Genomic DNA, 13,093 nt, shown 5'->3' with positions numbered 1-13,093 from the left:
CCTACGCCCGGCCCCCCAGTCCGGGAGTTGATCGTCACCTGACCCCGGAGTTTCCATGACCAAGGCGTCTGATCTGTTCGTCGCATGCCTCGAACAGGAGGGTGTCGAATACGTATTCGGCGTGCCGGGCGAGGAGAATCTCGACCTTCTGGACAGCCTGTCCCGATCAAAACAGATCCGGCTGATCCTCACGCGCCACGAACAGGGCGCAGGATTCATGGCGGCGACCTATGGCCGGCACACGGGCAAGGTCGGCGTCTGCCTGGCGACGCTGGGTCCAGGCGCGACCAATCTCGTCACCACGGCCGCCTATGCGCAGCTGGGCGGCATGCCAATGATGATGATCACCGGCCAGAAGCCGATCAAGTCCTCCAAACAGGGACGATTCCAGATTCTGGATGTGGTCGACATGATGCGGCCGATCACCAAATACACGCATCAACTGGCCTCGGCCGACAACATCCCCGCCCGGGTGCGCGAGGCCGTGCGCCTGGCCCAGGAGGAAAAGCCCGGCGCGACGCATCTGGAGCTGCCCGAAGACGTCGCCCGCGAACAGACCGACAACGGCCCGATCCCCGCGAGCCAGGTGCGCCGTCCCATTCCAGACCCCAAGTCGATCCAGATCGCGGCCGACCGGATTGCGCGGGCCAAATCCCCGCTTCTGATCGTCGGGGCGGGCGCCAACCGCAAGATGACCAGCCGGATGCTTACCGAGTTCGTCGAGAAAACCGGCATCCCCTTCATCACCACCCAACTGGGCAAAGGCGTCATCGACGAGCGCAATCCGAAATATCTCGGCTGCGCCGCTCTTTCGTCAGGCGACTTCGTTCATCGCGTCGTCGATGCGGCGGACGTCATCATCAATGTCGGCCATGATGTCATCGAGAAGCCGCCCTTCTTCATGACTGCCGAGGGTTGCGACGTGATCCACATCGGCTTCCGCACAGCCGAGGTGGATCCTGTCTATTTCCCCCAGATCGAGGTGGTCGGCGACATAGCCAACGCCATCTGGCAGCTGAAGGAAGCCCTTGACCCGCAGGCCGACTGGACATTCGCGGACATGGAGCGGTTCCGGCGCGCCGAGATCGCGCATTCCGCCGCCTCGGTGGGTGACACGCGCTATCCGGTCTATCCGCAATACCTGGTCGACCAGATCCGGCAGGTGATGCCGGACGACGGCATCGTCTGCCTCGACAACGGCGTCTACAAAATCTGGTTCACCCGGAACTACCCGGCCTACATGCCCAACACCATGCTGGTGGACAACGCGCTGGCCACCATGGGCGCCGGCCTGCCCTCGGCGATGGCGTCGGCCATGATCTGCCCGGGGCGAAAGGTCATGGCCGTCTGCGGCGACGGCGGCTTCATGATGAACAGCCAGGAGATGGAAACCGCCGTCAGGCTGGGGCTCAACCTGGTCGTTCTGGTTCTCAACGACAACAGTTACGGCATGATCCGCTGGAAACAGGCGCATATGGGTTTTGCCGACTGGGGTCTGACCTACGGCAATCCGGACTTCGTCAAATACGCCGAGTCCTACGGAGCACACGGGCACCGCGCGACCAGCGCGGAAGGCCTGCCAGACCTCTTGCGGGCCTGCCTCGATACGCCGGGCGTCCATCTGGTGGAGGTTCCGGTCGACTATGCCGACAACGACCGTATTCTGAACACTGACATTCGTGACCTGAGCGCCGCGCTCTAGGTCAACCGCCAGCCTATGCCGGAGCGATCCTTTGCCCTCCCTGAAGACGTCCTATCCGCTCTACCTGGCCAATGAGGCGCTGAGCCCGAACCAGGACCTCGAGGTCACCAACAAATACTCCGGCGAGGTGGCGACAAGGGTCGCCCTGGCCGACGCGGCGACGATCGACAAGGCCATCGGCGCGGCGGTTCAGGCCACGCGTCCGATGGCCGAGATGGCGGCCTACGAACGCCAGGCGGTCCTCGCCCATTGCGTGACTCGGTTCCAGGAACGGGCGGACGAACTGGCCTATGCCCTGTGCATCGAGGCCGGTAAGCCGATCCGGGACTCGCGCGGCGAGGTCAGCCGACTGATCGACACCTTCCGCATCGCGGCCGAGGAATCCGTGCGCATGACCGGCGAGGTCCAGCCGCTGGACATCTCCGCCCGCGCCAAAGGATATCAAGGCATGTGGAAGCGCGTTCCGATCGGCCCCTGCTCCTTCATCTCACCGTTCAACTTCCCTCTGAACCTTGCGGCGCACAAGATCGCCCCGGCGCTGGCCGTCGGCTGCCCCTTCGTGATGAAACCTGCGTCGAGGACGCCGCTGGGCGCCTTGATCATCGGCGAGGTGCTGGCCGAGACCGACCTTCCCAAAGGCGCTTTCTCCATCCTGCCGGCGACCCGCGACGGCGCGGATCTATTCACCACCGACGACCGGTTGAAGCTGCTTTCGTTCACGGGCTCGCCCGAGGTGGGCTGGGCCCTCAAGGCCAGATCCGGCAAGAAGAAGGTGGTGCTGGAGCTCGGCGGCAATGCTGCGGTGATCGTCGATCGCGATACCGATCTGGCGGACGCCACGGACCGGATCATCTTCGGGGCCTTTTACCAGTCGGGGCAGTCGTGCATCGGCGTGCAGCGCATCCTGATCCACGAGGACATCTACGAGGCCTTGCGGGACATGCTGGTCACCAAGGTCCGCGCGCTCGTCTCTGGCGATCCTCTGGACGAGAACGTCTTCATCGGCCCCATGATTGACGAGGGGGAGGCGCGCCGGCTTGAGAGCTGGATCGCCGAGGCTACCGCTGCGGGCGCGACCCTACTGTGCGGCGGCGGCCGTCAGGGCGCGATGTTGGAAGCGACGCTGCTGGAGGGCGTAGGTCGGGGCCTGAAGATCCGCGACGAGGAGGCGTTCGGGCCGGTCGCGATCCTGTCCCGTTTCTCCGATTTCGAGGTTGCGCTGGAAGAGGTCAACGACAGCCGGTTCGGCCTGCAGGCCGGTATCTTCACTCGCGACATCCACAAGGCGATGCGGGCCTGGGAGGTGCTGGAGGTCGGCGGCGTGCTCATCGGCGACGTTCCCAGCTATCGCGTGGACAACATGCCGTATGGCGGGGTCAAGGATTCAGGGCTGGGACGCGAGGGGGTCAAGTTCGCCATGGAAGACATGACCGAAATCCGCAACCTGGTGATCAGAAGGCACGGGTAGTCGCCATCGCTCCACATCCGGCGTTGAAGTCCGGAAGCCAGGGGCAGAGACGCTTTGGCCGACGACTGGATGATCGGATCGTGGCTGGCGGCCTCTTCGGATAAGCTCGCTCTTGCGACTCCGAAGTATGGTGGAGCGCATCACCATACGAGGACGGAACATGGGGCGGTTTACGTTGGCTGTCGAAGACATGCCTGAGGACCACTGGGATCTTCTGCTCGCTTTTACGGACCTTATCGAAACCGCGTTGCTCGAACCAAGCGTCAATCTCGAGCCCGCCTACGCATTTCTCCGGCGTCATTTTACGCGCGACACCGGTATGTCCGACCTTGTGCCAGACTTCGTCGAAGACAGCGCGGACCTGCCGGCGCTCACGCGATATCTGGCCAGAACTGGCCTTTCGATTGATGAGCAGATCGCCCACGTGCATGAGGCATTTGAACCCCTCGGCGAATACATGGAGCTCGTTTTTCGCCCGAGATCAACAAACTACGCTCGCACCTTTTGGCCCGACAAACCCAAAGACACGCCATTTGCACCCCTCCCAGGCAGTCTTCCTGTAGCGATCGAGCCAACTCCTTCTTCCTCAGAGGATGAGCCGTTCGATAACTTTGACATGCCGCTTACAGCGCGAGCGCAACGAGTGGTCCGGCTAGCGCCGATTGCTCTTGAAGGTCTGGAACGGCTGATCCGTGATCGGAGCATTCCGGGAGCCTCAAACGCATCTCAACCGCTTCTGTGGGAGGAGATCGACGCTCTCCACAGGCTCCATCGGGAACTCGGCGACCTGCTGCGTTTGGCCCGCGCAGGACGCCCTTTTGAAACCCAATGGGCTGCGGTTAGTGAGCTTTTCCAAGGCGTATTTCGTCTTGGAAAGGAAACTGGAGAACTCTTCGTCAATGGGCTCCCCCCGCTCGCGGCATCCGCCCTCCCCGCGCTAGGTACTTTAAAGGCGTGCGAGGCGATGCTCCATCTGGACACAACTTCTAGCGCGACCATTGCTGCGGGCGTGGTTGCCGGAACCTTTGCCTTGAAACCAGGAACGAAGAAAACATCGACCTAGGTGCGCGCTCATACGATCCGCATCCCCGGTCAGAACCGAAGACCAGGACTCGACTCGGCCTCCTCGCTTACTAAGAGATGATCCGGAAGCGGCCACGGCGTCGCGTGCCGGCCGATACGGTAGGGCGCCATCGACTCCGTCAGCGCCCAGGTCTCATTTCGATCCGTGGTCAGTTCAGGGCGCAAGTAGTTGGCGTATACCCAGCGGAAGCGCGGATTGTCGGGCGTGAACTGGTGGGCCTCTACCATGTTTCGAACGTGCCTGACGGTGTTCACGTCGCGTCCGCCCATGGTCTCGACGCCGACGTGGACGACACCAGGCCGGTCGGCCGGCAGCTGCCGCTCGGCCTTCGCAACCACCTGCCGGAAGTGCTTGGCCTTGTGCCGGATGGCGGCGGGCGAGGAACTTGTCCAGGTCACAACGCTCACACGGTAGATGGTATGGGCGTAGATTGGCCGCTTCTTCGCCGGGCGCCACCGGGCCGAGAAGCTGTGGTCGGCTTCGTGATCGTAGTTGCCGGAGACCAGTTCGATCATCCGGCTCGACCCGTAGAACACGTCGTCATGGGCCATGACCCGGCGCGCCAGATGCCAGGTCGGCGCGGCGATCGCACCGTCCGAGACCTGATCGGACCAGACTGCCCGCTTTTCGCGAAGGGCCGTCTCCACCCGGTTTACGAGATAGTCGGGCGGGACGTCCTGAAGTTCGACCTTGAAGTCGATTGTCAGGATGAAGGACGTGTCCAGGCGCTCCCTCAGGCGATGGACGGGCGCAGCGAGCGCCAAGCCAAGCTGACGCTCTTTGATGGCGTAGGCCGATGGCATGAGGCGCTTGCATTCGATGGCCCAGCGACGAGTGCCCCGGGAGGCATGCAAGTCCGGGGTCGGCGGTCCGCCACGGATTTCTTGTACGAACCGGGTGTCCCAGCCATGCCTGTTCCAGGCTAGGGCGACCAGCAGTTCATAAATGCCGGGCTCGGGCTGGCGCCGATCGCCCGTCATCAGGCGCGCGGCCCGGTCCTCGGCACCCGGTATCGCCCGCAATCGCCCCAACTCCAGGCCGAGGCGCTTCAGGTAGGGAACAGACCGAACCATGGCGTCCGGCACGAAGCTCTCGCGGTTGGCGGCGAAGGCCTCGCCCTGGACGATCCACCACGCCGCGGCGTCGGATGGATCAAAGGGATCGGCGTGTTGGCCTCGCTTCCAAGCTTCGAGCGCCGACGCAAGGTGAGCGCGCTGGACCTCAAGCCGGCCCTCCATTTCACTGACCGGCACGAAGCCTTTCAGCCAATCGACCGCGGCGCGCACGTCTTCGTCACGCCAATCGTGGCCCGTGCGCGGCGCGATCCAGTTTGGGTCGGGGAAAGGCATAGCCCACCATCAACGTTAAAGCTGTGGCGGGGCAAGAGGCCTCTCGTTGGCGGAGGGTGAGTGGCCTGTTGCCTCCGGGCCGCGACCGTCTAACTGTCGGCTGGGAGCTGTAAGGGAGGGTGCTTAAGCGGCAATGATAGAGCAGCGGCTAGAACCTCATGGCCTGGCTCAGTCTCGCTGCCGTCTTGTTCGCCACAAGCTTCAGCGGATCATCGCTCAGGTGCGCGTAGATCTCGGTCGTCCTCGCCTGCTTATGGCCGAGAACCTTTCCGACGAGGAACAGTGACGCGCCATCCGCGATGGCGAAGCTCGCGAAACTGTGCCGGAGGTCATGGAGTCGGACGGTCGTTAATGACCGGACTTCGCGAAGGTCGCCGCCCAGGTCGTGGATCCGCCGATGCAGGATCGCATCCGCTCTTGCCTTGACCTTGGTCCACAGATTGGGGAGGCCGACGAAGTGGCCGTCTCCCTTCAGGGCGGGCAGCACCCAGGGCGATCCCGTGCCAAGCGCCGGCGTCGTGTCCCCCGAGTTGTGGCCCCTCGACGCCTCGGGAGCTCGGGTCTCGTCCCAACGACGCCGGAGCACCGCGATCGCATCGTCGGCCAGCGGCACGACCTTGGCCCCAGTCTTTGACTCGGGGAGGCGCAGGCAGCCCTTGGACCAGTCGACGAAGTCCCATTGCAGCGTCAGGATTTCCGATTTGCGGCACCCGGTCAGCATCAGCAGGCGCACCGAGTCGGCCATGACGGCGTAGCGCTCGTCCTCGCGCTCAAACTCCGCCAAGGCCTCGGCGAGCGCGGCAATTTCCCGCTCGGATAGGTATCGCTCCTTTCGGATCGTTTTGAACCTTTCGACGCCTTTGGTCGGGTTCTTCTGGAGATACTCGGCCTTAATCGCGAACTCGTAGACCGCCCCGAGCGTGATCACCGCCATCGCGGCCACGCGCTTGCCGCCCCTCACCTTCGACCGACGACGGTGTCCAAGCATGACGTTTCTGGCCGTCTTGCCCTGAGAGATGTCGAACTGCATCCGCGACACATCCATCGCGGTGACGTCGCGGGCGAGATGCCGGCCGAGCAGCGGCTTGATGTGGCAATCGAACATGATGCGGTTCGTCTCCCAGCTTGAGTCCTTCTTATTCGGCTTCAGCGCGGGTCCCTGCTCGAGATAGAGGTCGGTCAGCGCTTCCACGGTCAGCGCGTTCCTGTCGGCGACCTTCTGGGCTTGGGGATCGACCCCGTCCCTCACGTCCTGAAGTTTCTCGATCGCCCGGTCACGCGCCTCATCAAGACCATACCCTCCGTCGGCCTTGCCAAGGGTGAGCTTCCGGAACCGGCCTCCCAGTCGATAAAAGAGGACATAGCTGCGTCCGCCTCCGGGCCTGACGCGAACTCCAAAGCCTGTGACCTGGGTGTCCCACACGCAGAACTCGGCGGCTGCGGGTTCTAGGTTTTCAATCAGTTTCTTCGTCAGTTTCGGCATCGAACGGCCCAAAAAAGGTAGCGTATGGGTAGCAGAAAGTGCGATTTGCTACCTGTTTCCGCGATTTGCACATCGTACCGGAAAACAGGATTTCTACAATCTTTTCCGTAAGTTGGAACAGAATGAGATGACCTGAAAAGGCATGAAATAGGAACATTATCCTAATGTCAGTCTCCTGGATATCCGAAGCCGTCGGGGAGCCGATCTCCCCAATCCCGCTTCACCCGGAAACTCCCTTCCTCCGCTCCTTTGGACGGTGTTCGGTCGCGCACGCGATCCTGGGTCTCACCGACATTGCCGAACCCACAATGTGATCCTATATTGGATCATATTAGGAGGCTTGTTCGATGTCCGATCCCCAGTGGACTCTGCCCGAAGCGGCGTTCGTCCTTGATCAACCGCTCGACGCGATCAAACGCGACGTCAACCGCCGACCGCTCAAGCCAGAGGCCTCAGGTCCGGCCAAGCGCGCCGTGCGATGCGTCGGCCTGACCGATCTCGTCTATCTCGACATGGTGGCCACCTATCGCCACACCCTGACGCCGTCCGCGCTCGACGACCTCTACGTCGCCGTGGCCAAGGAGCCCGCGCAGTCCGCCAGCGTCTCTGTCGGGCCGCTCATCGTGCAGTTGAAGCGGCATCGGACAAATGTCGCGCAACGCCTGAAGGCGCTGGAGGCCGTGGATCGCGCCATCGAGATCAAACACGGCGCTCCCGTCGTAAGAGGCACCGACATCGAGGTCCATCGCCTGGCGGCGCTCTCGGCAGGCGGAGCCACCGATGAGGAGATCCTCGAGGACTACCCGTCGCTGTCGCTCGCCAAGATCAAGGCGGCGACCGCTTATGCGCGCGCCCATCCCAAATCCGGTCGCCCTTACCCGGCGACGTCGGCGAAGCGCGCGATGCAGGGAGCCGACCTTGGCGGGCTCGAGCCGTTCATGCGGCCGAGGGGATGATCTATCTGCTTGACACCAACGTCGTCAGCCAGAGCAGCAAGCCCAAACCGTCCGCCAACATCCTGGCCTGGCTCCGGTCGGTCGATGACCACGAGCTCTGCATCAGCGCCATGACTGTCCGCGAGTTGCGATACGGAGCGGAGCGGGCGACAGCCGCTGACCATCCTGCCGCCGCGGCGATCACACAGGGCGTGGACGCGGTCATCGCCGCCTATGCGGGCCGCATCCTGCCCATCGACGAAGCCGTGGCCGCCGTCTGGGGCCGGATGCTGGCCGAGCGCGACGGCGACGAGGAGGATACCGCCCTGGCCGCGACCGCGCTGGTCCACGGTCTGACGCTCGTCACCGCCAATATCAAGGATGTGACGGGTCGCGGCGTCCCCCTTCTGAACCCGTCCCGGTCCCCGCCGAAGGCGACGCCGGTCTGACCCGCTCAGGCGGCCTGCCCGTCGAGGACGGTCTGAACCGGATGGCGGCGCAGCACCACCTCCAACACGGTCGGCCGCTCAACCGGGACGAAGACCCGAGCCGTGTAGGCGATGATCTCCACGAAACAGCCCGAGGCGACCAGGGCGTCGCGATCCGTCCGGCCTCCCACCACCTCGATGCGCCAGCGGTCCATAACGCGGGACCGCTTCAGCCACAGCCCGCCCTCCAGCGATAGCTGGACGTTGCGGTCGAGGATCGTGGCGGCGGTTATCGCGCCGTCCGCCCAAACCTCGGCGACGTCGGTCAGACCCAGGCTCGTCTTCAGAGTTCGAGCCTGAACCTGGTCCAGAACCCGCCCCAGCCAGCGGCGTCCGTCCGGCGCCCGGACCCGGCGAACCGAGCAACCCCGCGCCGGCAACCGGCCCCAAATCGGCAACAGCAATCCCGTGGCAAGCGTCAGTTCGCGTGTCCGCCAAGGGTCGGTCCCGGCGGCCTCTTCGTCCCAGACCCGCCGCCAGGTCGAGACCTCCGCCGGCCTCCACGCCGACTCCTCGAACGTCTTCTCGGCCATCGTCTGGCGATCGTCGGGCCGAACCAGCCGCACGGCGGTGATCAGGCGGTTCTCGTTCGTCGAGGTGGTCAAGCCGAGTTCCGCAATCGCGGCGCGGCCCGACTTCTCGTTGACGACCAGCTGGTGGGCGACATCCTTCGCCCAAGTCAGGGCGGCGTCGGCGACGAGGATCTCGCGCCTTACCTTGAGCGAGAAGGTCACCAGAGCCGTCTCGGCGCCGGTCGAGACATCGGTCCGGATCACTTCCTGATCCGTGACCTCCAGTTCCTCGGCCTCGATGTCCTCCAGCCCGCGGTCCAGTTCCCCGGAGGCGGCGGCTCGATCGAGGATGCCGGACAGGATGCGGTCGAAGTCCGCGAACAAGGCGTTCTGGTCGGCGATGCGCAGCGCCAGCAGCCGGCTCAGAAACGTGTGTATCGGTGGCAGGTCGTCGGAGGGTTTGAGGCCGCCGTCGTCGTCGAGCAGCTTCAAGCTCGTCTTGGCCACGAAGGTCTCGAGCGTCATCGAGTCCAGCTCGGCCACCACGGCCAGCAATCCGGTCCCCGCCGACGGCTCCAGGACACGGTCCTTCGGTCGAACCTGCGCGGCCAGCACCGCGAGGGCACCGAGTTGGGGCGGGGTGGAGAACTGATCCAGCGCGACCTGTTCCTCGCTGCGCCGGCTGTGGGTGAGGCCAAGCGCTGAGACCCCCGCGAGCAGAGCGGCGATCTCGGCCGGGGCGTCCTCGAGCCGGGCGATCTGCGGCGCGAGGCGGCGTATCTGAAGCACCGTCGCGGCCTCGATAGCGTCATAGGCGTCACGCCAGGTCCAGCCGCCCTCGGCGTCGGACGCCCCGAACGCGGTGGTCATGACGTCGGCCACGAGGCGTCGATCCAGCGGGCGCGAGCGGGCCAGATGGATGGCCAATGCACGGGCGGCGGCCAGGATGTTGGCGGGGAGATTCCCGACGGCGAGGTCGGCGAACAGCGAGAGGTTGCGGGTCGTGGACATGGGAAGCCTCCGGTCGCCTGGAGCGGAAGGCTCCTCCCTCTCGGTCCTCCAGGCTCGCTTCGCCCCGCCCTTCCTTCGTCTCCCCGGCAGTCGCGTCGGCGCGCACGACGCAGAGAAACACCGCACCGGCGGGTCGCCGTTGCGATGCTTCCGTGTGCGGACGATCAGGCGGCGGAAGAACCCAGGGCCGCCTCACCCGCCGGGGTGACGGCGAAGGCGCCGACCCCCTCGTCGTCATCATCGACGCCACCGCCGGCCGCTTGGTCCTCGATGTCCGGGGTATCCTGATCGGCGTTGATCGGGGCGGCCCAGCACAGGGCGGCCGGCACCCAGGCCCGTTGCGCAGCCTGTTCGGCCACCCAGTCGACCAGCTCCGTCTTGCGGAGCGTCTTCGCCCGCTCGTCCTCGGCGCCCATGGTCTCGAGCATGCCGGTCAGCAGGCCCTTGGAGTGGGGCTGCAGGAAGAGGGCGTCGGGCGTCCAGTGTAGGGTGATGTCCGCCTGGCAGAGAGCGGCCAGCTCCGCCGCCTCGGCCCGGGCGCTGCGGCGAATGGAGAAGGTCTTCTCCTCCCGGACGTCGAGGCTGATGGCGGTCAACTCCGCCAGCAATCCCATCTTCTCGCCGTGGGCAAGGCCGTGGACCCAGGCGATGACGGTCTCGCCGGACGCTTCCCAGGCTGTGCGACGATCCTCGAGCCGGCGACGCACGTCCCCGTCCAGTGCCTCGATGACTCGCCCATTGGCGGGATTGAACCCACTGGCGGTGATGGCAAGGGCCGAGTCCGACCGCGCGACGTGCGCGCGTCGCACAAGAACGGTGAACAGCCGCGCGATCAAGGCTGTCAGCGCCGCCCCGGGATCGTCGGCCAGCGCGCGGATCAGACCCCGCGTCGCCACATCGGTCCGAACGGCGTGAAGGGCATGGTTGACGCCTTCTGTCTCCGGCTCGGGAGCCTCGACTTCTGGCGGTATATACGCCGGTGGCGCCGAGGTCCGACGCGCGGTCTCGGGCGCGACGTCCTCATCCCCGTCGTCGACCTCGGGTTCCTCCGGCGTGTAGCAGCGGACTTCGACGCCCGCCCCCGTAGCCGGCCACATCACCATGGTGGTCACGACCCTGCCGCCGCATCCGGTTTGATCGGAGGCGATCCTGGCGTGGATCATATCGACGATGGCGAGATCAGCGACGTCGGGGTGCTCGACATCCGCCAGAGCGATGCGGGCCTTGCCTGACCGCGCGGGCGCGTCCTTCTCCGGTCTGGTGCGCTACATCGGTGACGGTGACAGCCTGTGTGCGGGCCCCAACAGTGACCCCTCGACCTGGATTGAGGTCCGGCTGTCGGATTTTAACGCCCCCGAGCTCCACAGTCCGACCGGACGCGCTGACCGGGACCGATTGTCGGGCTTGGTTCGCGGACGTGTCCTGACGTGCGTGGCGGTTCGCGGTCGTAACGGTCGCGTCATCGTCTATGATCGGGTGATTGCCTCATGCCGCCTTAATGGTCGAAGGGTCGGCGACCTGCTGCGTGCCGCCGGTGGACGCGAAGGGGGAGATTAGGACGCGAGCCTGCTGGACCCCGCAAGCCCTGCCGAAATCCAACTTGGAGTGGCAGTCCCCTCGTCCATCCGCGCGCATGTCGGACCCCTTGGCCACTTCCCTTCCGAGTTCCCTGCGAGCCATCAGCTAGGAGGAAGTCGTCGGCTCGCGGGGGCCCAAGGTCATAGGCGGATCGCTGCGGCAAGTATGTGGATGCGAGGCGCCCTACGAGCGTCCCGTCAGGCGACGTCGCAAGTCGCGTTCGATGGTTTTCCTCTGATGCGGAGTGAGTTTGCGCCACCCCGCGACTTCCAACCGCGTGCGTCCACAGCCTGCGCAAAAACCGGAGCGGGCGTCGAAAGTGCAGACATCGATACAGGGTGTCTTGGCCATCCCACCTGTCTACCGGGCCAGGGAGACGACGGCCTGCCAGGTCAAGACCAGGCCGACGACAGCGATCAGAACCCCTGAAAAATAGGGCGCCTTTCGTGCAAAAGCCGCGAAACCTCCCGACCAGCGCTTCTCCGCATGCCGCATCCCGATCGCCGCTGCGACACCGACGGTGACCATGGTCGCCGCCAATCCGATCGAAAAGCACAGGACGAGGGTCGCACCCAAGGCCACCTGCTTCAGCTGCAGGCAGAGCAGCAGGACGGTGATCGAGGCCGGGCACGGGATCAGGCCGCCTGTCAGGCCGAAGAGCATGATCTGCCAAGTGGTCACCTTGCGGTTGGCGAACCGCTTCTTGATGTCGTTGGCGTGGGCGCGTTCGTGGGCGTCCTGATAGCCGGGGTCCGAGACATCAAGCCCGCCGTGGTCATGAGCGTGTTCGTGATCGTGTTCGGCGAACTCGACATCGAACTCGTGGGTGTGATTGCCGTGGCCCAGGACCAGCCTTGCGGTGAACGCATGGGGTTCAGGAATGACGTCTGCCGATTCGAGATAACCGTCGCGTGTCTCGAAGTGGAATGTCTGGACGGAGCCGTCCGCCCGGGTGGTTGCGACGATGACGTCGTCGGCCCTCGGAACCGGCCCTTTCTCCGGAGCGAACCGGAACCGTGGGGGCACGCCGTCCTCGAAGATACTCAGGCTGACGACGCCATGGCCGGTGTCGATCCAGCGCGTCTCGTCGTGGTCATGGTCGTGGTCACGATCATGCTCGTTGTGGACGGCGTTCTGCTCGCGCCATGTGGCGAAGAGCATCCATGCGGCGACACCGAGGATGATCACGGCCGAGGCCAGCTGGAACCAGCCCTCCGAGGCTTCGATGTCGAAAAACTGGCCGAAGTAGAGCCCGGTCAGGGCGATGGCCCAGACGATGGCCGTATGGGACAGCGTCGCCGACAAACCCAGCAGGATCGCCTGCCAGACCGTACCGCGCACCGCGACGATGAAGGCCGCCATCATCGTCTTGGAGTGGCCGGGCTCCAGCCCGTGCAAGGCTCCCAGCAGCAGGGCGGAAGGAATGAACAGCCAGGCATGGGCCGAGCCCTGCGCGAGCAGGTCTGCAAACGGGGTCATCGGC

11 protein-coding genes are annotated in these 13,093 nt (G+C 64.9%); 5 read left to right on the top strand and 6 right to left on the bottom strand.

All coding sequences use genetic code 11. The features are described 5' to 3' along the window. Window positions 1-55 precede the first annotated feature (55 nt). The 3 genes from RTU05_RS01620 to RTU05_RS01610 all read left to right on the top strand — a co-directional run bounded on the left by RTU05_RS01620 (window position 56) and on the right by RTU05_RS01610 (window position 4,233). Window positions 56-1,702, top strand: a complete 1,647-nt coding sequence (locus RTU05_RS01620; RefSeq protein WP_191554970.1) for an acetolactate synthase large subunit — start codon at window positions 56-58, stop codon at window positions 1,700-1,702. Window positions 1,703-1,733: 31 nt separating this feature from the next. Further along, window positions 1,734-3,170 (top strand): aldehyde dehydrogenase family protein, encoded by a 1,437-nt coding sequence (locus tag RTU05_RS01615; protein WP_191554969.1) that lies wholly within the window; start codon window positions 1,734-1,736, stop codon window positions 3,168-3,170. A 175-nt stretch (window positions 3,171-3,345) separates the two neighbouring features. Beyond that, window positions 3,346-4,233, top strand: a complete 888-nt coding sequence (locus RTU05_RS01610; RefSeq protein ID WP_312595150.1) for a hypothetical protein — start codon at window positions 3,346-3,348, stop codon at window positions 4,231-4,233. Window positions 4,234-4,262: 29 nt separating this feature from the next. On the opposite strand, the gene RTU05_RS01605 is transcribed toward RTU05_RS01610, so the two are convergent. Further along, window positions 4,263-5,603 carry a hypothetical protein gene (locus RTU05_RS01605; protein ID WP_191554967.1) on the bottom strand — a complete coding sequence of 447 codons (1,341 nt, stop codon included), beginning with the start codon at window positions 5,601-5,603 and terminating at the stop codon, window positions 4,263-4,265. 148 nt (window positions 5,604-5,751) lie between these two features. Then, a complete protein-coding gene (locus tag RTU05_RS01600) occupies window positions 5,752-7,086 on the bottom strand; it encodes a site-specific integrase (RefSeq protein WP_191554966.1) in 1,335 nt (444 codons plus the stop codon). A 347-nt stretch (window positions 7,087-7,433) separates the two neighbouring features. On the opposite strand from RTU05_RS01600, the gene RTU05_RS01595 reads away from it, so the two are divergent. Next, complete coding sequence (locus RTU05_RS01595; RefSeq protein WP_291537800.1) at window positions 7,434-8,042, top strand: DUF433 domain-containing protein; 609 nt, start codon at window positions 7,434-7,436, stop codon at window positions 8,040-8,042. Next, entirely contained in the window at window positions 8,039-8,470 is a 432-nt protein-coding gene (locus RTU05_RS01590; protein WP_035305778.1) for a type II toxin-antitoxin system VapC family toxin, read from the top strand. The genes RTU05_RS01595 and RTU05_RS01590 overlap by 4 nt, the downstream gene beginning before the upstream one ends. Window positions 8,471-8,475: 5 nt before the next feature. Here RTU05_RS01590 and RTU05_RS01585 read toward each other — a convergent pair whose 3' ends face one another. The 4 genes from RTU05_RS01585 to RTU05_RS01575 form a co-directional block, all read right to left on the bottom strand. Continuing rightward, window positions 8,476-10,032 carry a strawberry notch C-terminal domain-containing protein gene (locus tag RTU05_RS01585; protein ID WP_409411580.1) on the bottom strand — a complete coding sequence of 519 codons (1,557 nt, stop codon included), beginning with the start codon at window positions 10,030-10,032 and terminating at the stop codon, window positions 8,476-8,478. A 164-nt stretch (window positions 10,033-10,196) separates the two neighbouring features. After that, a complete protein-coding gene (locus RTU05_RS01580) occupies window positions 10,197-11,195 on the bottom strand; it encodes a hypothetical protein (RefSeq protein WP_312595145.1) in 999 nt (332 codons plus the stop codon). A gap of 598 nt (window positions 11,196-11,793) precedes the next feature. Continuing rightward, on the bottom strand, window positions 11,794-11,961 hold the full coding sequence (locus tag RTU05_RS18250) for a DUF1289 domain-containing protein (RefSeq protein WP_081836171.1): 168 nt from the start codon (window positions 11,959-11,961) through the stop codon (window positions 11,794-11,796). A 9-nt stretch (window positions 11,962-11,970) separates the two neighbouring features. Further along, on the bottom strand, window positions 11,971-13,089 hold the full coding sequence (locus RTU05_RS01575; RefSeq protein WP_271145752.1) for a nickel/cobalt efflux transporter: 1,119 nt from the start codon (window positions 13,087-13,089) through the stop codon (window positions 11,971-11,973). Window positions 13,090-13,093: the final 4 nt, after the last annotated feature.

Origin of the sequence: Brevundimonas sp., from assembly GCF_032017145.1 — a bacterium.
In the GTDB taxonomy this organism is placed as follows: Bacteria; Pseudomonadota; Alphaproteobacteria; order Caulobacterales; family Caulobacteraceae; genus Brevundimonas.
Note: the sequence above shows the minus strand (reverse complement) of the source record. Positions and strands in the feature narration are given on the sequence as shown.

What these genes read in the sequence shown, in the direction of transcription:
- RTU05_RS01620 (WP_191554970.1), top strand. Translation starts at nt 56, where the DNA reads ATGACCAAGGCGTCTGATCTGTTCGTCGCATGCCTCGAACAGGAGGGT.
- RTU05_RS01605 (WP_191554967.1), bottom strand. Translation starts at nt 5,603, where the DNA reads ATGCCTTTCCCCGACCCAAACTGGATCGCGCCGCGCACGGGCCACGAT.
- RTU05_RS01600 (WP_191554966.1), bottom strand. Translation starts at nt 7,086, where the DNA reads ATGCCGAAACTGACGAAGAAACTGATTGAAAACCTAGAACCCGCAGCC.
- RTU05_RS01595 (WP_291537800.1), top strand. Translation starts at nt 7,434, where the DNA reads ATGTCCGATCCCCAGTGGACTCTGCCCGAAGCGGCGTTCGTCCTTGAT.
- RTU05_RS01590 (WP_035305778.1), top strand. Translation starts at nt 8,039, where the DNA reads ATGATCTATCTGCTTGACACCAACGTCGTCAGCCAGAGCAGCAAGCCC.
- RTU05_RS01585 (WP_409411580.1), bottom strand. Translation starts at nt 10,032, where the DNA reads ATGTCCACGACCCGCAACCTCTCGCTGTTCGCCGACCTCGCCGTCGGG.
- RTU05_RS01580 (WP_312595145.1), bottom strand. Translation starts at nt 11,195, where the DNA reads ATGATCCACGCCAGGATCGCCTCCGATCAAACCGGATGCGGCGGCAGG.
- RTU05_RS18250 (WP_081836171.1), bottom strand. Translation starts at nt 11,961, where the DNA reads ATGGCCAAGACACCCTGTATCGATGTCTGCACTTTCGACGCCCGCTCC.
- RTU05_RS01575 (WP_271145752.1), bottom strand. Translation starts at nt 13,089, where the DNA reads ATGACCCCGTTTGCAGACCTGCTCGCGCAGGGCTCGGCCCATGCCTGG.